The 19,043-nt window shown below is 55.2% G+C and carries 19 protein-coding genes; 17 read left to right on the top strand and 2 right to left on the bottom strand.

Translation table 11 applies throughout. The annotated features are described in order from the left end of the window. Positions 1-19: 19 nt before the first annotated feature. Both queF and MOST_RS16235 read right to left on the bottom strand, forming a co-directional pair. A complete protein-coding gene (queF, locus tag MOST_RS16240) occupies positions 20-400 on the bottom strand; it encodes a preQ(1) synthase (protein WP_106007229.1) in 381 nt (126 codons plus the stop codon). Next, positions 397-1,077 carry a queuosine precursor transporter gene (locus tag MOST_RS16235; RefSeq protein WP_208974841.1) on the bottom strand — a complete coding sequence of 227 codons (681 nt, stop codon included), beginning with the start codon at positions 1,075-1,077 and terminating at the stop codon, positions 397-399. The genes queF and MOST_RS16235 overlap by 4 nt, the downstream gene beginning before the upstream one ends. Positions 1,078-1,365: 288 nt before the next feature. Between MOST_RS16235 and MOST_RS16230 the strand changes: the two genes are divergently transcribed. From MOST_RS16230 to hypA, 17 genes are all read left to right on the top strand, one after another. Then, positions 1,366-3,198: a sigma 54-interacting transcriptional regulator gene (locus MOST_RS16230; RefSeq protein WP_054936716.1), complete on the top strand. Its 1,833-nt coding sequence runs from the start codon at positions 1,366-1,368 to the stop codon at positions 3,196-3,198. A 271-nt stretch (positions 3,199-3,469) separates the two neighbouring features. Next, positions 3,470-4,285, top strand: coding sequence for an ATP-binding protein (locus MOST_RS16225; RefSeq protein WP_083476615.1), 816 nt, complete (start codon positions 3,470-3,472; stop codon positions 4,283-4,285). 236 nt (positions 4,286-4,521) lie between these two features. Continuing rightward, positions 4,522-6,456: an anaerobic carbon-monoxide dehydrogenase catalytic subunit gene (gene cooS, locus MOST_RS16220; protein WP_054936715.1), complete on the top strand. Its 1,935-nt coding sequence runs from the start codon at positions 4,522-4,524 to the stop codon at positions 6,454-6,456. Next, positions 6,453-6,938, top strand: a complete 486-nt coding sequence (locus MOST_RS16215; protein ID WP_054936714.1) for a 4Fe-4S dicluster domain-containing protein — start codon at positions 6,453-6,455, stop codon at positions 6,936-6,938. Before cooS ends, MOST_RS16215 begins: the two co-directional genes overlap by 4 nt. Positions 6,939-7,065: 127 nt before the next feature. After that, complete coding sequence (hyfB, locus tag MOST_RS16210) at positions 7,066-9,087, top strand: hydrogenase 4 subunit B (RefSeq protein ID WP_054936713.1); 2,022 nt, start codon at positions 7,066-7,068, stop codon at positions 9,085-9,087. A 12-nt stretch (positions 9,088-9,099) separates the two neighbouring features. Next, the gene (locus MOST_RS16205; RefSeq protein ID WP_054936712.1) at positions 9,100-10,041 is read left to right on the top strand and encodes a respiratory chain complex I subunit 1 family protein; all 942 of its coding nucleotides are present in this window, start codon (positions 9,100-9,102) and stop codon (positions 10,039-10,041) included. Positions 10,042-10,064: 23 nt separating this feature from the next. Beyond that, positions 10,065-10,715, top strand: a complete 651-nt coding sequence (hyfE, locus tag MOST_RS16200) for a hydrogenase 4 membrane subunit (protein WP_054936711.1) — start codon at positions 10,065-10,067, stop codon at positions 10,713-10,715. Between the two features lie 9 nt (positions 10,716-10,724). Next, on the top strand, positions 10,725-12,203 hold the full coding sequence (locus tag MOST_RS16195) for a hydrogenase 4 subunit F (RefSeq protein ID WP_181950125.1): 1,479 nt from the start codon (positions 10,725-10,727) through the stop codon (positions 12,201-12,203). Between the two features lie 55 nt (positions 12,204-12,258). Beyond that, positions 12,259-13,698, top strand: coding sequence for a hydrogenase 4 subunit D (locus MOST_RS16190; protein ID WP_054936709.1), 1,440 nt, complete (start codon positions 12,259-12,261; stop codon positions 13,696-13,698). Positions 13,699-13,721: 23 nt separating this feature from the next. Then, positions 13,722-15,455, top strand: a complete 1,734-nt coding sequence (locus MOST_RS16185; protein WP_054936708.1) for a hydrogenase large subunit — start codon at positions 13,722-13,724, stop codon at positions 15,453-15,455. A gap of 39 nt (positions 15,456-15,494) precedes the next feature. Then, entirely contained in the window at positions 15,495-16,046 is a 552-nt protein-coding gene (locus MOST_RS16180; RefSeq protein ID WP_054936707.1) for a formate hydrogenlyase complex iron-sulfur subunit, read from the top strand. Between the two features lies 1 nt (position 16,047). Then, complete coding sequence (locus MOST_RS16175; RefSeq protein WP_054936706.1) at positions 16,048-16,800, top strand: NADH-quinone oxidoreductase subunit B family protein; 753 nt, start codon at positions 16,048-16,050, stop codon at positions 16,798-16,800. Then, the gene (locus tag MOST_RS16170; RefSeq protein ID WP_054936705.1) at positions 16,790-17,230 is read left to right on the top strand and encodes a formate hydrogenlyase maturation HycH family protein; all 441 of its coding nucleotides are present in this window, start codon (positions 16,790-16,792) and stop codon (positions 17,228-17,230) included. Before MOST_RS16175 ends, MOST_RS16170 begins: the two co-directional genes overlap by 11 nt. Beyond that, positions 17,184-17,636: a hydrogenase maturation peptidase HycI gene (gene hycI / locus MOST_RS16165; RefSeq protein ID WP_054936704.1), complete on the top strand. Its 453-nt coding sequence runs from the start codon at positions 17,184-17,186 to the stop codon at positions 17,634-17,636. The genes MOST_RS16170 and hycI overlap by 47 nt, the downstream gene beginning before the upstream one ends. Before the next feature lie 137 nt (positions 17,637-17,773). Continuing rightward, positions 17,774-17,941 carry a hypothetical protein gene (locus tag MOST_RS17455; RefSeq protein WP_157049479.1) on the top strand — a complete coding sequence of 56 codons (168 nt, stop codon included), beginning with the start codon at positions 17,774-17,776 and terminating at the stop codon, positions 17,939-17,941. A 28-nt stretch (positions 17,942-17,969) separates the two neighbouring features. Beyond that, entirely contained in the window at positions 17,970-18,506 is a 537-nt protein-coding gene (locus tag MOST_RS16160; RefSeq protein WP_161952872.1) for a heme NO-binding domain-containing protein, read from the top strand. A 177-nt stretch (positions 18,507-18,683) separates the two neighbouring features. Further along, entirely contained in the window at positions 18,684-19,025 is a 342-nt protein-coding gene (gene hypA / locus MOST_RS16155) for a hydrogenase maturation nickel metallochaperone HypA (RefSeq protein WP_054936702.1), read from the top strand. Positions 19,026-19,043 lie beyond the last annotated feature (18 nt).

Here is a 19,043-nt window from a genome sequence, read left to right as displayed (position 1 = left end):
AGGGTTTTCCAAGGGGGATTTAATTGCCCTCGCCATAAAAGGCAGAAGCAGTTATTTTTATCCCTCCACGCGGTTTCTGGATTACAGTTACTTTGCACCAGTGGGGCGAGCAGGCCTGGTAAATATCCCTGGCAATGGTATCCGCCAGGGCTTCACAAAAGACGCCTTCCTCCCGGAAGCTCCACAGGTAAAGCTTGAAACTTTTAGATTCAATACAGTATTTGGCGGGGGCGTATTCCACGACTACCGTTTCCCAGTCCGGCTGCCCTGTTACCGGGCAAAGACTAGTTACTTCGTCGGATTCGAGGATGACAGTTTTTACATTGGCCGGCTTGGGAAATACCTCCAACTTTTTGCGCGGCTCGCGGACGACCTTACCCAATGCTTCAAACTCCATCATCTTAAATCCTCCATTGTCACCCTAAAGGGATTATAATTGGTCTGGAAATCGTAGTAATCCTCGTTTTCCACCCTTTTAAGCCAGCCGGTTACGGCGTAGGTCAGGGGTGTTGCCAGGACCTCGTAGGTGGTCTTAAAGAGATAATTGGTCATTATCATGCGTAGCAGCACGGTTCCCGGCATAATACCGGCAAAAGCGATGGTGATAAACAGGGCAGTGTCCACCAGCTGGCCGGCTATGGTAGAGCCGATGGTCCTGGTCCACAGCCACCGGCCGCGGGTGAAGATTTTTAGTTTGGCTAGGATATAGGAGTTGGTAAATTCACCGCAAAAAAAAGCCACCAGGCTGGCCAGAACTATCCTGGGTGTCTGCCCAAGTATTCGCTGGTAGGCTTCCTGGCCTCCCCAGGGAGGGGCGGCAGGAAGTATCCCTACCAGCCAGTAGACAAAGGACATAAACAGGCAGGCTATGAAACCCGTCCATACTACTACCCGGCTGCGCTTGTAGCCGTAAACCTCTGTTAAAATATCACCGAAGATATAAGAGATGGGGAATAAAATTACGGCGCCGTCGAAAAAGAAGGGCCCAAATTTTGCTACCTTGACGGCTACCGTGTTAGAGAGGAGCAAGACCACCACGAAGGCAACCATCACGAAGGGAAAAAGTTTGTAACGCAAGAGAATCACTCCTTGTTTTGTTCAGGCGGGTGACTGCGACCGCCAGCCCCAGGGCTATTCTTACATTAACAGAACAGGGATGTTAAGTCAATATCCGAACGTGGGCAGCCATAGGGATAATTGTCACGACAACACCTTTTCTCCCTGCAAGGGTCGGTTGCCCTTCCAGCTTCAAGTGTAAAGGACAGTACCTTGGCACATATCTCACCTTCTTCTTTACTTTTCATATCTTACAGGATAGAATGGAATTGAGCGGAAGCAAAAATGGACGCTGGGGGGAGAAAAGGTATGCTAGCCAGTACCCCGGAGAATACAGTTTATTACCGGGCGGGCTATTCTATTGGCAGGCAGCTTCCTGTAAACGACCTGGAAGAAATACCGGATAAAATAAGCGCCCTGGGAGTAGGAAACCTTAAGTTGAAAAGTGTAAAAGGCGGTAAAATAACCGTTAAATGGAATGAATGTTTCACTTGTTCTCATTTTCCGCCTGTAGGCCAGCAATTATGCTATTTGGAAGGGGGCCTGCTCGCCGGGGCTCTCAACAAACTCTTTAAAAAAAGAATAGAGGTCGAAGAAACCAAATGCTGGGGGACAGGGGAACATTATTGCCAGATGGAAGCAACCATATCCCCTGTTTCTGGTCTTGATGAGCCTTATTCCTTCTTTCCCCTCGAAAAAAACAATAGATTGCTTAAAGATCTTACCTTCCAGGCTTTGCTGGCAACTAGAAGCTACCGCCAGGCTACCCTCGGGTCCGAAAAAGAGGTAAAAGGGTTCCCTTTAAGCATCGGGGAAGCCATCTTCCATATAATACCCCTGGGACTGGTGATTACCGATAACCAGGGGAGAGTGGTAGGGATAAATAAGGCCGGCCTCCAAATACTGGGTATTACAGGTCAAAGGGTGCAAGGCCGCATGTTGGAAGAAGTAATCCCTTTAGCCCAATACTCCGAAATAATCCAATCCGGCAGACCACGGGTATGGGAATTCCAGAAAACAAAGGGGAATACTATCATCGTCATAGGAACGCCTCTTTGGATCCAATCAGAAATAGAGGGTGTGCTGTACCAGTTTTTTTCCGATGAAAACGAGCCTGTACGTCTTCTCCTGGAACAGCTTAAAAAAGTAGAAGCCAGAGTCGGCCATAACCCTGAAAACTTCAAGCCCGCTGGGTGCCTCTTCAATTTCCGCCACATCCGGACTTTAAATCACTATTTTAGGGACGTTTTAAGCCTGGCCCAGAAAGCAGCCGGGAGCAATGCTACTGTACTCATCCTGGGAGAAAGCGGTACCGGAAAAGGGGTCCTGGCCCAGGCTATCCATGAGGAAAGTCCCCGCCGTAACGCGCCTTTAATAAAAGTAGACTGCGCAGCCATCCCACCGGAACTTCTAGAATCCGAACTCTTCGGTTATGAGGAAGGCGCTTTTACTGGAGCTAAAAAGGGCGGCAAACCCGGAAAGTTTGAACTGGCTCACGGCGGGACCATCTTTTTGGATGAAATCGGAGATATGCCCCTTAATATGCAAGCCAAGCTTTTGAGGGTTTTGCAAGATAAAGAGATTGAGCGGTTGGGGAGCACCCGGACCAGAAAAATAGACGTGCGGGTGATAGCAGCTACCAACAAGGATTTGGAAAAAATGGTACATGAAGGCCGTTTTCGGGAAGATCTCTTTTACCGCTTAAATGTGGTCACGCTAGTGCTCCCACCCCTTAAAGAGCGGCCGGAAGACATACCTCTCCTGGCAGAGGACATTTTACAAAGGCTAAACAAAGAATATGGGAAAAAATTACGGCTTACTCCCGCCGCAATGGAGTGCCTTCTAAGCTATTCTTGGCCGGGTAACGTCCGGGAATTGGAAAATGTCCTGGAGAGGGCTGCCATCCTGGCTGAAACCCAGGAAATCCATCCCCATCACCTCACGATAGGCTATCATGGTAAAAAGAAAAGGGTGAGGGAGATCTCCCCCCTTTATAAAGTCCGGATAGAAGCGGAAAAGGAGGCCATCATTCAGGCCCTGGAAGCTTTTGGCGGAGAAAAAACAAGGGCCGCCAAGGCATTAGGCCTTTCCCGCCAGGCACTCTATACTAAAATGGCCAGCTATGGCTTGCTTAAAAATTAATGTCAACTCTTTTTAACGTGTAAAACTAAATTGACAGCGAGGTTCTTAGGCCGTCAAGCTATGGCGGCCTTTTTCTTTTGGCACGCTTTTTGCTATAGAACACAAAGGTAGCTTTTGCGTTATTTCATCTTGGTTAAACACTTGATTTTATAACTCCGATTTTACTTAAGGCCATTGCCAGAGTGAAGTAAAGGCCTTTGGTATGGATAATGTCTGCGTTAGCCTTGCATAGCAAGGGACAGAAGAGAAGCTGAACAGAGGAGGTATTTAAGTGAAGCTGGCCATTTCCGGGAAAGGTGGCGTCGGCAAGACCACCATCGCTGCCGGCTTAATTAAATATTTTGCCCGGCAGGGTTACCAGGTATACGCCGTCGATGCCGATCCCGATACCAGCCTGGGTATGGTTCTGGGGCTCCCCGAGGAAAGGCTCGGTACCATTAAACCTATCGTGGAGATGCGAGAATTGATTGCCGAACGCACCGGCGGCAGCGGCGCCTTCTTTTCTCTAAACCCGGAAGTAGATAGCCTGCTCCAGGATTATACCATAAGGAACGGAAATATCCTTTTTCTGAAAATGGGGGCCATCAAGCCCGGGGGATCGACCTGCTATTGCCGGGAAAATGCCGTCTTAAATGCCATGGTTAATGCCCTAATCCTAAAACACCGGGAAATGGTGGTCCTGGATATGGGGGCTGGCATCGAGCACCTGACCCGGGGTACGGCCCGGGGGATAGATCTGATGCTGATTGTTACCGAGCCCACCCTGGTCAGCGTCCAGACCGCCCGGGTCGTCCAAAAACTGGCCGCTGAACTTGGTATTAAGCAAATAAAGTTTGTAGGCAACAAATTGCGTCAACCCCGGGATGAGGAATTTATCCTCAGCCACCTGCCGCCAGGCGATGTCATCGGCCTGATTCCTTTCCAAACAGAAATTTTAGACCAGGCTGCCGGCTTTGCCGGTGAGCAGTCTTTTACCGCCGCAGGTATAGCTGAGCTGGCTGCCAGGGTGCTAAACCGACGGGCTATTGCCCCGGACATAGGGGGACGAGGTTCTCCTTGTAAAAATAAACAAATAAAACAAATATAACCATAAAAATAAAGGGTGGAGGTTAGATGTGACATGTGATAATGGGCACGAGTGCAGCAGGAATAGTTGCTGCAGAAACCCTCCGTTCCCTGGCCTTTACTCCCCGCGTTTCCAGGGCTGCAGTAGCTGCAGAAAGTTGACCGGACGGAAGGCCGCTGACGCTTTGATATGAAAGCAGGTAATAAAGTTTACAAAACTGCGGCGTTGCCGCATATTCCTCAAGGAGGTCGATGCTGATGGCCAAGTCGTGTAAAGTTTCTCTGGACCCGGCGGTTTGCGAGATGGTGGAAAAGGCCGGGCGCCTGGAGGTGGAGACGGTCTGGGATCGCTACCAGGCGATGCTTCCCCAGTGCGGCTTTGGGGAAACCGGGCTGTGTTGCCGGCACTGCCTGCAGGGCCCCTGCCGTATAGATCCTTTTGGTGGCGAGCCCAAGGCGGGGATTTGCGGGGCTACGGCGGACGTCATCGTCGCGCGAGGCCTGGATCGCGCCATCGCGGCCGGCGGGGCGTCCCACTCGGGCCATGCGAAGCACATTGCCCACACCTTGAAAAAGGCGGTTCGGGGTAAGGCACCGGACTACGCCATTAAAGACAAAGCCAAGCTCCGCAAAGTGGCTGAACGTCTCGGCATTCCCACGGAAGGCAGGAGCGAGGCCGAGATTGGCCTGGCCGTTGCCGAGGCGGCTCTGGCGGACTTTAACGAGAAAGCAACGGAAGCGCCGGTCACGTGGGTGGCCACCACGGTGACCGAGAAGCGGAGCAAGCTCCTTATGGAACGAGGCTTGATGCCTAAGGGGATAGACTACGAGATCGCCGATATTATGCACCGGACGCATTACGGCTGTGACGCAGACCCGATTAACCTCCTCCAGGCGGGGATACGTTGCTCCCTTACGGACTTTGCGGGTTGCCACATGGGTACCGACTTGTCCGACATCCTCTTCGGCACGCCCCAGCCCGTGGTCAGTGAGGCCAATTTAGGGGTCCTCAAGGCGGACATGGTTAACGTGGCGGTCCACGGCCACAACCCGGTTTTATCCGAAATCATCGTCCAAGTAGCCGAAGAGATGAAGCCGGAAGCCAAGGCAGCCGGCGCCGGGGGTGTGAATGTGGTGGGCATCTGCTGCACCGGCAACGAGGTGCTGATGCGCCACGGCATCCCGTCCTGCACCCATTCCCTCAGCCAGGAGATGGCCCTGATCACCGGCGCCCTCGATGCCGTCGTGATGGATTACCAGTGCATCATGCCCTCTCTTGCTACGGTGGCAGAGTGCATGGGGACCAGACTGATCACCACCATGGAAACCATGAAGATCCCCGGTGCGATCCACATCCCCTTCGCTGAAGAAAGGGCTAAAGAGATCGCCCGGGAGATCATTCGCCACGCCATCGAGGCCTTCACCCGGCGCCGGGGTAAGCCGGTGGACATACCGCAGAACAGGTCCAAAGTGGTGGCGGGCTTCTCCGCGGAAGCCATCATAAACGCCCTCTCTAAGTTGAATGCCGACGATCCCCTTAAGCCTTTGCTTGACAACATCGTCGCCGGCAACATTCGCGGGGTGTGCCTCTTCTGCGGATGCAACAACGTCAAGGTTCCGCAAGATAGGAACTTCGTCACCATGGCCCGCCGCCTCCTGAAGGAGAACGTGTTGGTTCTAGCCTCCGGCTGCGGCGCGGGGGCGCTCATGCGCCACGGGTTTATGGACCCGGCCAGTGTGGATGAGGTGTGCGGGGAAGGCTTGAAGGCGGTCCTGACGGCCATCGGCGAGGCCAACGGCCTGGGCGGGCCCCTGCCGCCGGTGCTGCATGTAGGCTCCTGCGTGGACACCTCGCGGGCGGTGGCCCTGGCGGTGCCCCTGGCCAATCGGCTGGGTGTGGACACGGATCAACTTCCCGTGGTCGCTTCGGCCCCTGAGGCGACGGCTGAAAAAGCGGTCGCCATCGGCACCTGGGCGGTGACCCTCGGTATCCCCACCCACGTGGGGGTCATGTTGCCGGTGGTGGGTAGCCGCTACGTCACCCAGGTGCTGACGGATAAAGTCCGGGACTTGACCGGCGGTTACTTCATCGTGGAACCCGATCCCGAGTCTGCGGGCCAGAAGCTCCTGGCGGCCATCGACGAGCGCCGGGCCGGTCTGGGGCTCAACGTCCCGGGAGGTGCCCGGCGATGAAACGGAAGGAGATCTTTGTTCGTTATGAACGGTGTACGGGCTGCCGTTCCTGTGAGCTGGCTTGCGCCGTGAGCCACACCGCGGCCCGGAATCTGTTTGGGGCCCTACTGGGGGGCGAAAGGCCGCAGAAGCGCCTCTATGTGGACCAGGTAGGCAGGGTGAAAGCCCCGGCCGTCTGCCGGCAATGCGAGGAGCCGCCTTGCGTGGCCGTCTGCATCACCGGCGCGATGCACAGGCGGGAAGACGGCGTCAACGTGGTCGCCTTGCGCCGGTGCATCGGTTGCTGGATGTGTGCCATGGCCTGCCCCTTCGGTGCAGTGGGCCGGGGCGAAGGTAAGGCCGTAAAGTGCGACCGGGAGTGCCTGGATGAGGAGGGCGTACCGGCCTGCGTGCGAGCCTGCCCCACCGGGGCCCTGGTCTTCCAGACCGTGGAGGAGTTTGAAGCCGAACGGCGCCTGGCGGCCGCTGTTTCATTTAGATAGCGGTTCAGGGCAGGGGCGGGGTGGGGAAGCCCCCTTCCCCGCCTCGTGGCTTGAAACTGAGCAAGCTCGGAAGAAGTGCTGTTGTTGCTGATGTAGTGTCATTTAGAGGGGCGGGAGGTAAGGCTAAATGATCGTTCAGCAGTTATTTCTGCTGTCCATTCTCCTGTATGTCGCCGGAGCAGTTGCCTCCCTGGCGCTGAACAGAGCCGGTAAAATTGCCAACTATGCTTCTGGAATAAGCGCCTTTGTGGCAGCGAGTGCCGGGATGGCTGCGGCCATCCCGGTCTTCGCTCGTGGTACGGGCTTTACAATGGCAGCGGTGGGGTTTATTCCCTTTGCGCCCTTTGTTATCCGGGTCGATCTCCTTTCTGCCTTTATGGTGCTGGTCATTTCGCTGCTGGCCGCCGCTACAGCTATTTACTCCCTTGCTTATCAGGAGGAGTATGCCGGGAGGGGCGCCGGGGTACTGGGCTTTTTGAATAACATTTTCCTTGCGTCCATGGTCCTGGTGGTTGCTAGCGGCGACGCCTTCTATTTTCTCGTTTTTTGGGAGCTGATGACCCTGGTTTCCTATTTCCTGGTTAGTTTCGACCAGGAAAACCCGGAGAGTGTCAATGCCGGATTTATCTATTTCCTGGTGGCCCACGCCGGAGCAGTAATGATTATGCTGTCATTCATTATATTTTTTATCCATACGGGCACTTTTGATTTTGCTTCCTTCCGCAGTGCAAACCTTCCGCCGGCTACCAAACACCTGGCCTTCTTGCTGGCTTTCTTCGGGTTCGGGGCCAAAGCCGGTATTATGCCACTCCACTTCTGGCTGCCGCGGGCTCACCCTGCGGCTCCTTCCAACGTTTCCGCCCTCATGTCGGGTGTAATGATTAAAACCGCTATCTACGGCATACTCAGGGTCAGTGTCGATTTCCTCGGCGCTTCCGTTTGGTGGTGGGGCCTTACGGTCCTGGCCTTCGGAGCAATCTCGGCGGTTCTGGGTGTGCTTTACGCAATAAATGAAAACGATCTCAAGCGGCTGTTGGCCTATTCCAGTATCGAAAACGTGGGGATCATCCTGATGGGCATCGGTGCTGGCATGATTGGCATAGCCAGGGGAGAACCCGTTCTGGGAGTGCTCGGCATCTTGGCGGGGCTCTATCACCTGGTAAACCATGCTGCCTTTAAAGGCCTCCTTTTTCTCGGGGCAGGCTCGGTAATCTATCGCCTCCACACCAAAAACATGGAGGAGATGGGCGGGCTGGCCAGGCGAATGCCGTGGACCGGGTTGGCTTTTTTGACCGGTGCTCTGGCCATCGCGGCTATTCCCCCTCTCAACGGATTTGTCAGTGAATGGTTTACCTACCAGTCCCTGTTCATGGCGAGCACCAGCAGCCTCCTGGCGGTCAAAGTGCTGTCACCCCTTTTGGCAATCATGCTCGCTCTAACGGGCGCCCTGGCGGCGATGTGTTTTGTAAAAGCCTATGGGGTTACTTTTACCGGTCCTTGGCGCAGTAATCGCGCCCGGGAGGCAAGGGAAGTGCCGGTGCCGATGCTTGCCGGGACGGCGATTCTGGCGGCTGGCTGCATTGCCCTCGGGCTGGGCGCACCGGTTGTTGCTCCTTATATTGGCAATGTGGCCTCGGCGTTGCTGGGCACCTCTCCGGTCCGGGTAAGTGACGGGTTGCTGGTATTTCCGGCAAGCAGCGCCCGGGCCATGCTCTCCCCGCCCCTCATTGCCCTTCTCCTGGTGGGGTTTGTCACGTTACCCCTGTTAATTGCCGGGATGCAAGGTGGGATGCAGGCCGGGCGGCGGATCGATGCCGAGCCGTGGGCATGCGGATATAAGTACTCACCGCGGATGGTGTACGCGGCTACCGCCTTTGCCCAGCCATTGCGGGTGCTTTTCCGCCCGGCCTATTTGCTAAGGACCACCCTCGCGAGGCCGGGCTATACCATTGCGGCGTATGGCAAGGAAGCAGTGGTCTACGTCGCCCGTGTGGAGTCGCTGTGGAAAAATTACCTCTACGGTCCCCTGTTACGGGGTACGGTACGTCTGGGTAAACGGGTGCAAGCCCTCCAGATAGGGAATGTCCGGCTGTATTGCCTGTATATAATCGTAACGCTCGTAGTCCTGCTGGTAGCAACGGTCAGATAGGAGGAGAGAAAGATGCCCGGTAACGAGTTGCTCCCCATCGGCCTGGCGCAGGCCTTGCTCGTCCTGCTGGTAGCACCTCTTTTTACTGGCTTTTCCCGCACTTTAAGGGCAAAGCTGCACTCCAGGAAAGGTCCTGGCATTTTGCAGAACTACCGGGATATCTTTAAACTCATCAAAAGGCAAGAGGTGGTGCCTGCCCAGGCCAGCTGGGTCTTCCGGTTTACTCCCTATGTGGTTATGGCAACCACCCTGCTCATTGCCATGGTGATTCCGATTTTAACCCTGCAGTCGCCCCTGGGGATGGCCGGTGATCTCATCGCTGTCGTTTACCTGTTCACCGTGGTCCGCTTCTTCTTTGCCCTTGCAGGTCTGGATTCCGGCAGCGGGTTCGCCGGAATAGGGGCCAGCCGGGAGATGGCCCTGGCCGTCCTCGTAGAGCCAACTATTATCCTGGTGCTGTTCGTGGTCGCCCTTCTCGCCGGGACGACCGATCTGGGAACAATCAGCCAGAAGGTGGCGGCCGGTGAGATATCATATTTTAGCCCGGCAGTCTGGCTGGCCATGGCTTCCTTTGCTGTCGCCACCTTCATCGAAACCGGCAAGCTGCCCTTTGACCTGGCGGAAGCAGAACAGGAGATCCAGGAGGGACCCCTTACGGAATATTCCGGTCGCTCCCTGGCCCTCCTGAAATGGGGTTTGTATATGAAGCAGGTTGTGGTGATCGCCCTGTTTCTGGCCGTTTTCTTCCCCTTTGGGAGCGCGGCGGTGGTCAGTACTTCCTCCCTCCTGGTATCCACGGCTGTCTTCTTATTGAAGGTTGCCGGTTTTTACGCGATCGCTGCCCTGCTGGAAAACAGCATGGCCAGATTCCTCCTTTTTAAGGCCCCCGCAGTAACCTGGGTGGCTTTCGGCATAGCCTTGCTGTCCTTCGTTTTCTACCTGGCCAATGTTTAATAGAAGCGGGAGGGGATCTGATAGTGTCCGGTACTAGCGTAGTCAACGCCCTGGCTGTGCTGCTCATCCTGACCTCGATGCTGGTGGTGGAAACCAGAAAGCTCCGGAGGGCGGCGTACATGTACAGTATCCAGTCCCTGGTCCTGGTGGCGATTTTTCTGTCTCTGGCCGTATTTATGCAGGCGGAACCGCTGTACATCTGGTCCATTACTGCCCTCATTACCAAGACTTTCCTGGTGCCCTGCCTCATCATCAGGACCCTCAAAACGGTAGGGAACCAGGAAGAGGAGGGGCCGGCACTGGAGACAAGCTCGTCTATTTTTCTTGCGGTGGGCCTGGTGGCTTTATCGTTCGTGATAGTCGAGCCTTTTCATATGCATGCGGTACTAAAGTTGAAGGTTGCGCTGGCGGTTTCTATAGCCCATTTTCTCCTCGGGTTGCTCTGCATACTTGCTAGAAGAAATGCCCTCAAGCAGATATTGGGCTATTGCCTGATGGAAAACGGCTCGCATTTGACCCTGGCCATCATGGCTTACAACGCCCCCGAGACGGTAGAAATCGGCATCCTGACCGATGCGGTTTTTGCAGTCCTGATCATGACTATCATAGCCAGGCGCCTCTTCAAGGTCTTCGGCACCCTGGATACGGATAAGTTCACACTACTAAAGGGTTAGGTGATAGAAGTGGGGGAGAATATTTTATTCTACTTGCCCGCGGTGCCCCTGGGAACGGCCCTGCTGGCTTTTGGGATAAGGTCCCGGCGCATGGTGGAGGTTGTGCACCTGGCCGGGATTAGTAGCGTGGCTCTTCTCTCCTTGCTGCTGGTGCAGTATGTCCTTAGGGGACAAACGCTGCTGGCCATGGACGGGATGCTTTACGCCGACGGCCTCACGGCGCTCCTGGTTCTTATCATCGGGGTGGTAGGGTTTCTGGACGGCTTTTACTCTATAGGATATTTGCGACATGACCTGGCGCAGGGCCAGGTTGATGCGAAGGGCGCCTGCTTTTATTACGGTTTTTACCATCTACTTTTGTTGACGATGGTTCTTGCTGCTATATCTAACAATATTGCTATTATGTGGGTTGCGATAGAAGCAACCACCCTGGGCTCGGCCTTCCTGGTCGGGTTCTATAAACATAAGACTGCGGCGGAAGCTGTCTGGAAGTACGTCCTGATCTGTAGCGTCGGCCTGGCCTTTGCCCTGTACGGGACCATCCTGACCTACTCCAGTGCCTTTGCTGTGGTGCAGGACGCCCACAAGGCGATGCTATGGACTGAGTTAGCAGGGATGGCCCGGGGACTCGACCCGCAGGTGATGAAACTGGCCTTTGTCTTCATCTTGATCGGTTACGGCGCCAAGGTCGGCCTGGTTCCTATGCACACCTGGTTGCCCGACACCTACAGCGAGGCCCCGAGCCCGGTTAGCGCCCTGCTGTCGGGTGTACTGATGAAGTGCGTGTTATTTGGTATATTAAGATATTATCCCATTACCTTGCAGGCCGTCGGCAAGGAATTCCCCCAGACCCTGCTCCTCATCTTCGGCCTTCTCTCGGTGGGTGTCGCGGCTTTCTTCATCCTGGTGCAGAACGACATCAAAAGGAAGCTGGCTTACAGTAGTGTTGAGCATGTAGGCATCATCGCCACCGGCCTGGGCGCAGGAGGGTCGCTGGGAATACTTGCCGCGCTCTTTCACGTCATCAACCATAGCCTCACTAAATCCCTTTTGTTCTGCACGGTGGGCAATGTGGCTCGCAAGTATGGTACCAGGGACGCCCAGAAGATCCGGGGAATGCTAAAGGTGGCCCCCTTTACTGGTTTTATGTTCATGGCCGGCCTTCTTGCTGTGGTCGGTGCACCGCCTTTCAGCATCTTCGTAAGCGAGCTTATGACCCTGGCGGCCGGACTGCAAGGTGGGTATTTCTGGCCGATGATACTCTTTCTTGTCCTTCTGGTGATCGTTTTTGTCGCATTTATTATCCTTATAAGCGACACGGTTCTCGGTTTTCCTCCGGAGGACCTACCCCGGGGTGACGCCGGGTGGCTGTGCTTGTTGCCCCTCGGGATCCTGTTCGTGCTCATGGCCGGGCTGGGGATACATGTACCGGCCCCGCTAAATCAATTACTGCAGGGCGCAGTCAGCGTTGTCCTGGGAGGTAAATAAAATTGTCAGCAAAAGGTCGATCCCATCAATGAGGGATACTGGAGGTGCCATTTAGATGATTTGGTATGCGCTGGGAAGCATTTTGCTGCCGGTATTAGGAAGCCCCCTGGTCCTATTTTTACCGGAGCGACACGTGAAAAAGGCAAGCCAGATTTTCTCCCTCCTGGCTTTTACCAGCGGTTTGCTTTTACTGATCGCTTTTGCGTTCAACCGCGCGAGCTTCACCCGGGAACTGGTTACTTTAAACGGTATTAACTACTACGGTGTCACTATAGATACCCTCAGCGTCCTGGTCAACTTCATGGTAGTTTTTCTCGGCTGGCTGATCTGCACCTACTCGGCCGGGTACATGAGCCCTGACAACAAAGAGCATCCTATTAAAGAAGGGGTTCCCCGGTTTTACGCCCTCATGCTGCTTTTTATCGGCTCTATGGCGGGCGTAGTCTTCTCTTCCACGCTCCTCGGGCTCCTGTTCTTCTTTGAAATGACCGGTCTCTGCTCGTGGGGGTTGATCGGATTTTACGGGGATCAAAAATCCCGGAATTCCGCCCTCTGGGCGATTATACTCACTCACACCGCCGCGCTGGGACTCTATGTGGCTACTGCCTATCTCTATGTAAACACCGGCAGCTTCGCGGTGACCGCCCTTAATAAATTAACGGACGCCGGGAAAACCATTGCCTTTACCGGAATCCTGATCGCCTGCTGGGGTAAGTCCGCCCAGCTTCCTTTTCATCCCTGGCTCCCCCGGGCGATGGTGGCGCCGACCCCGGTGAGCGCCTATTTGCATGCCGCTTCGATGGTTAAGGTCGGCGTCTACATCTTTGCCCGGACCGTCCTGGCAACGGGGTCGGTTCCCCAGGTGATCGGCCAGGCCGGGGCCATCATGGCTGTGGTCACCATGATCTACGGTTTTATCATGTATTTCCCGCAGGATGATATGAAGCGACTCCTGGCCTACTCGACCATCACCCAGCTCTCTTATATTTTCCTGGCGATCTCCATTTCCATCTACGGCTCCAGGATGGCCTTTAACGGAGCAGTGGCCCACATCTTCAACCACGCTTTTGCTAAGGGGCTCTTCTTCCTGGTTGCCGGTACGCTGTCCTATACAACCGGTACCCGCCTGCTCTCGAGGCTCAAGGGAATTCTAAATAAAATCCCGGTGGTGGGTTTGGGTTATATTGCGGCTGCTATGGCCATTGCCGGCGTTCCCCCTTTTAATGGTTTTTTTAGTAAATTTATGATCATAATTAGCGGTTTTGAGATTGGCAGGCACTACCCCCTGATCCTTGCCCTGATTATCGTTACGGTTATTGAATCCGTTGGCAGTTTCATCTGGTTCCTGAAGTGGATGGGAGCGAACGTCCTGGGGGCACCCTCGGAGGTAGTTGCCGGTGCGGCTGAACCGCCTCTGGCGATCAAATTTGTTCTCGCCCTGCTCATGATCATGACCGTGATTTCCCAGTACATTGTTTTTATCCTGTTAGGCTAGGGGTAAAGGAGGCTGCCAGTAGCATGCAAAATGAAATGAAACCCGGACAGGACGGGAAAAAATCCGTGGAGGCCTTGCGGTCTAAGTTCGGGGCGGCAATTCTTGCCGAGGCCTGGCAAACACCGGACCAGGTAACCCTGACGGTCGAACTTAGCTCCCTCCCGGAAATTGTGGAAGAGGCATATTACCGGCAGGGAGGGTGGCTCTCCAGTGTTGTCGGCAATGATGAGCGCGGCTTGAACGGCCACTTTGCGGTGTACTACGTTTTATCCATCGAAAAAGAGAGGGATTCCGATAAAAACTTCTGGTTGACGGTGAAGGCCCTGGTTCCTTCCCATAAACCGGAGTTTCCTTCGGTGACCCCGCGGGTGCCGGCCGCCGTATGGTACGAGCGGGAGGTGCGGGATATGTTCGGCCTGGAGCCGGTGGGCCTCCCGGATGCGCGGAGGCTGGTATTGCCCGATGACTGGCCGGACAACCTGTATCCACTGCGGAAGGACGCCATGGATTACCGCTTCCGCCCCGACCCGGTGGCAGAGGAAGAAAACTACAAGTTTATCGAAGTAGAAGGGGAGGGTATTGTCGAGGTACCCCTGGGGCCGCTGCACATTACTTCCGACGAGCCAGGGCACTTCCGGCTCTATGTCGACGGCGAGTATATAGTGGACGCCGACTACCGCCTTTTCTACGTGCACCGGGGGATCGAGAAACTGGCCGAGAACCGCATGGACTACGACCAGGTTACTTTCCTGGCCGAGCGGATCTGCGGCATCTGCGGTTACACCCATAGCGTGGCGTACGCGTCGGCGGTGGAAACTGCCAATGGGATTGAGGTACCGCCGCGGGCCCAGTATATCCGCACCATCCTGCTGGAGGTGGAGAGGATGCACAGCCACCTCCTGAATCTGGGGCTGGCGGCCCACCTGGTGGGTTTCGATGCGGGTTTTATGCATTTCTTCCGGCTAAGGGAGAAGGCCATGCAGATGGCCGAAATTCTTACCGGTGGCCGTAAAACCTACGGCATGAACCTTATTGGCGGCGTGCGCCGGGATATTTTAAAAGAAGAAAGGAACCAGGTTTTGCGACTAATCGCAGAGATCCGGGTCGAACTGGATGAACTCCTTGACTTGCTGCTGAATACCACCAACTTTATCTCACGAACCCGGGGGGTAGGACGCCTGGACCCTGGGGTTGCCCGGGACTTCAGCCCGGTGGGGCCTAATATGCGGGGTTCCGGGTATGCCCGGGATACGCGGGCTGACCATCCCTACGGTGCCTACGATCGGGTTCCCTGGGATGTTATTTCCAGGGATGGATGCGACGTTCTTTCCAGGGAACTGGTGCGGGCGGCAGAGCTTTATGAGTCCTTAAAAATCATTGAGAGGTGCCTGGCCGAAATGCCTCCCGGGCCGGTCCTCGTGGAAGGGTTTGCTTATAAACCGTACACCTTCGCGCTCGGATATACTGAAGCCCCCAGGGGAGAAAATGTCCACTGGGTAATGACAGGAAACAATCAGCAGGTGTACCGGTGGAGGGCGCGAGCTTCTACCTATAATAACTGGCCGTCCCTCAGGTATATGTTTCGGGGTAATACGGTGTCCGATGCCCCTCTCATCGTGGCCAGCATCGACCCCTGCTATTCCTGCGCTGAAAGGGTTACAGTGGTCGATGTGCGTAAAAAGAAGGCGAGGACGATTGAATATAAGGAGCTGGAACGGTACTGCCGGGAAAGGAAATACTCGCCGCTAAAACCTTAGTGCGGCTATAAGCGAGCAAAAGGAAGGGGGATTCCCAGGATGCTAAAATTGCTAAGAAAAGCGCTACAGGTCGGGGAGGCTACTGTTGAGTATCCCTTTAAACCGGTAGAGGTGGCACCTGGTTTTCGTGGCAAACCGGTTTACGACTTTAGCCGGTGTATAGCGTGCGGCGCCTGTGCTACTGCTTGCCCGTCCAATGCCATTACCATGGACTGCGATTTAGAGCGGGGGGTTAAGTCCTGGAATATAAACTACGGCCGCTGCATTTTCTGCGGCCGCTGCGATGAAGTATGCCCTACAGGAGCCATCGCTCTCTCAGCAGAGTTTGAATTGGCCGCCGCCAGAAAGGAGGACCTGTACTGCCGGGCTGAGCTCCAGCTTTGTAAGTGCATCTCCTGTGGCGAATATTTTGCACCCTGTCGCGAACTGGAATACGTGCTGGTTAGCCTCAAGCAGGTAGGATTGCTGGAGAGCGGCCATGAAGGCTGGAAACAGCTCCTGAAGGTATGCCCGGAGTGCCGGCGCCGGCAGGCGGCGAGCGCAACCGGAGCCCTCGGGCGCCCGGGCAGGATGCCGGGAGGGAGGCAGTAAGATGGACCAGGAAGTAAAACTGGCAGAGCTGAAGGCAAGGCTTAAGAAAGTCATCAAACGATCTGTCTATATCTACCGGGTGGACTGCGGGGGGTGTAATGGATGTGAGATTGAAATTTTTGCTGCCATCTCTCCCGTTTACGACCCGGAGAGGCTGGGGATGAAGGTTGTGGCCTCTCCCCGGCATGCCGATGTTCTTCTCTACACCGGACCCATGACCAGGGCCATGCGGCTGCCGGCCATACGGGCGTATCAAGCGGCCCCCGAGCCCAAAATCGTGGTAGCCTACGGCGCGTGTGGCTGTAGCGGCGGTATCTTTCACGACTGTTACAGTGTGTGGGGAGGGGCTGACAGCATTTTCCCTGTAGATGTATATATTCCCGGCTGTCCTCCAACTCCGGCAGCGACGTTGTACGGCATGGCTATGGCCCTGGATTTACTCCAACAAAAGATTAAAGGAGAGCAGTTTGCAGAAACGGAGGTTACCCGGGTTGTTCCGAAATACGATGGAGTTTGCCCCGAACTGGCCAAAGAGATTGAGCAGGAGGCCCGCCGTTTGAGCGGTTACCTGCATGGCCGGCGCATAGCCGCGCAATATATCGAGTTCGTCAGGGAAGGAGACCCGCTGGCGGTCGACCGGAAGATTAAAGAGCTGATCAAGCAGGAGAAAGACCCGCGACTGGCCGAAGTTTTTTTGAGCTTGCACAAAATTTATATGGAGAAGATGGAGAGTGGAGGCCGTAATGCCGGGTAAGGTAAAATTCTACAAGTTATGCAAGAGGTTTGTGGACGAAAAAGACGCCCCGCCCCGGGTTAAGCAAATGGAGTATTATGCCCTGGCCATCGGTCACCATATAGGGGTGGTTGATTGTTTGTCGCCCGTTATGGTTATCGAAGAGGGGGACTATTTTAAATGGATTAGCAAGCTGCCCCGGGGTAAAGCCAGGAGCAAGCTGGAGGGCCTGGCCAGGTGGGGAGAGTTGGAGATAAATAAAGAGCATGTTTCACCATTAGTAGCAGCACTGGCGGGAGCTGCTTCCAGTTTCCTTACGGAAGAGAAGCAATGGGCCGGCTGCCTGCTCCAGCATCTCCAATCTATAGGAAAAGAACCGTCTATATATCTGGTGGTGAGGCTAAGTGAAGGGGCTAGTGATTACTGTAGGCAACGAACTGATGGGCGATGATGGAGCCGGGCCGTTGCTGGCCCGGCTCCTAGAAGAAAAACGCGTCCCCGGGTGGGAGGTAATTAACGGCGGGCCGGTGCCGGAGAATTACCTGCATCAAGTGCGTGATCTTAAACCAGAAGCGGTGGTGGTAGTAGATGTCTGCGAAATGAACCTGCAGGCCGGGAGCATACGGCTCCTTTCTGAAAGTGATATTGCCTGCGAGTTTATTTTGTCCACGCATCGGTTACCTTTGTCATTCTTCATATCAGCCTTGAAAGAACTGGTTCCGGAAGTCTGTTTTGTCGGTATCCAGCCTGCGGTAGTTGCCTTTGGTTTGCCGGTGTCGCCTGAAGTAAGGCGAGCTGTAGAGACTGTGTATCAAAAGTTGCAAACGGGAAAGCTCGATTTTCCGTACCTCGGGTAATTAGGGAGAGCAAGGAGTGCCTGCTCGATGTTCCGGTTCGGGAGCAGGAAAACGGGAATCTGAGGATCGCCGATGTCCTATCCGGCGGGTTTCCAGACCTCGAGGACGCGGTGTTGGCCAGGTAGACCCTGGGTGAGGTGCTGAAAAGGCTCATGGGGATCGAGGGCCGGGCGGTCCTCATGCTGGCCTGGGGTTACAACCAGGCAGAGATCGCAGCGGCTGTAAAGGAAGGGTGCCAGGGTGGACAACGCCCTGCGGGGGCCCGGCAGAAGGCCGCTAGGGCGTGGGCCAAAGGACAGTTTTGACAAAACTTCAGGAGGGGGAATGGTGAAGATGAAAGGCATTATCTTTTCCGTGCTCAAGGAGTACGCCGGGAACCGGCACGGCGACGGGGGAAGGGAAGCCTTCAGGAGGGCGACCGGGCTGACGGCGCCGCTCGCCACTTCCGACTACCCCGACGAGAAAGTGGCGGCGGCCGTCGGGGCGCTGGCCGAGCTTTCCGGTAAGAAGCCTGAGGAGGTGCTGGCCGATTTCGGCCGCTACTTCGTGGCGGAATCACCATTAATGCAGAAGACCTACGCGGCGTATTTTAAAAATGCCAGGAATGCCAGGGATTTCCTGCTGAAGATGGACTCGGTACATGTCCAGACCACCAAGGCCCTGCCGGGCGCCGCGCCCCCGCGGTTCGAGTACGAGGACCGGGGCGACGAGCTGGTGGTCGTCTACCGCAGCGAGAGGAAGCTGTGCCTGCTGCTGAAGGGCCTGATCGAGGGCATAGGGCTGCGGTACAACGGCAGGCCGCTGTCCTGGCGCGAGGAGGCCTGCATGCTGGGCGGGGCCAAGGCCTGCCGCGTGGCTGTGAGGTTCTAGGCGTAAGCCTGCGGCGGACCGTAGAGCTCGGGCGGAGAAATCCGGAAGCGTTTTCCGGGTTTCTCCGCTTTCTCCCCGGAAGAGAGCAATGGGCCGGCTGCCTGCTACAGCTTCTCTAAAGTTGCAAACGGGAAAGCTCAATTTTCAGTACCTCGGGTGATTAAGGAGGGGGATAGGATGCATGAACTGGCCCTGACGGCTGAGTTATTAAAGCTATTAGAACGCAATGCCCAGGAGAAAGGTATAAAGCGCATCCGGAAAGTTAAGCTGGTGATAGGGGCAATGACCTCGGTTTTACCGTCTGCCCTGGAGTTTTCTTTTTACGCGCTTAAAGAAGGACCGTTGTTTGACGGGGCCCAATTGGAAATAGAGGAAAGGCCTGGGCGGGGACATTGCCAAGATTGCCTGGCTGAAGTAGTTCTGGATAACTGGTGTATTATGTGCCCTTCCTGCGGGTCGAGGAGGGTTGCTATAGATCAAGGAAGAGAGCTTTATATTGATTTTTATGAAGGCGAATGAACCCTGGGAGGAATTACC

Source organism: Neomoorella stamsii, assembly GCF_002995805.1.
In the GTDB taxonomy this organism is placed as follows: domain Bacteria; phylum Bacillota; class DSM-521; order Neomoorellales; family Neomoorellaceae; genus Neomoorella; species Neomoorella stamsii.
The sequence above is the reverse complement of the archived record's forward strand: the minus strand, read 5'-3'. Positions and strand labels throughout refer to the sequence as shown.

Coding starts and splice junctions, on each gene's coding strand:
- MOST_RS16180 (WP_054936707.1), top strand. CDS start 15,495: ATGCTAAAATTGCTAAGAAAAGCGCTACAGGTCGGGGAGGCTACTGTT.
- MOST_RS16230 (WP_054936716.1), top strand. CDS start 1,366: ATGCTAGCCAGTACCCCGGAGAATACAGTTTATTACCGGGCGGGCTAT.
- cooS (WP_054936715.1), top strand. CDS start 4,522: ATGGCCAAGTCGTGTAAAGTTTCTCTGGACCCGGCGGTTTGCGAGATG.
- MOST_RS16190 (WP_054936709.1), top strand. CDS start 12,259: ATGATTTGGTATGCGCTGGGAAGCATTTTGCTGCCGGTATTAGGAAGC.
- MOST_RS16215 (WP_054936714.1), top strand. CDS start 6,453: ATGAAACGGAAGGAGATCTTTGTTCGTTATGAACGGTGTACGGGCTGC.
- MOST_RS16185 (WP_054936708.1), top strand. CDS start 13,722: ATGCAAAATGAAATGAAACCCGGACAGGACGGGAAAAAATCCGTGGAG.
- MOST_RS16205 (WP_054936712.1), top strand. CDS start 9,100: ATGCCCGGTAACGAGTTGCTCCCCATCGGCCTGGCGCAGGCCTTGCTC.
- MOST_RS16160 (WP_161952872.1), top strand. CDS start 17,970: ATGAAAGGCATTATCTTTTCCGTGCTCAAGGAGTACGCCGGGAACCGG.
- MOST_RS16170 (WP_054936705.1), top strand. CDS start 16,790: ATGCCGGGTAAGGTAAAATTCTACAAGTTATGCAAGAGGTTTGTGGAC.
- hyfB (WP_054936713.1), top strand. CDS start 7,066: ATGATCGTTCAGCAGTTATTTCTGCTGTCCATTCTCCTGTATGTCGCC.
- queF (WP_106007229.1), bottom strand. CDS start 400: ATGATGGAGTTTGAAGCATTGGGTAAGGTCGTCCGCGAGCCGCGCAAA.
- hypA (WP_054936702.1), top strand. CDS start 18,684: ATGCATGAACTGGCCCTGACGGCTGAGTTATTAAAGCTATTAGAACGC.
- MOST_RS16175 (WP_054936706.1), top strand. CDS start 16,048: ATGGACCAGGAAGTAAAACTGGCAGAGCTGAAGGCAAGGCTTAAGAAA.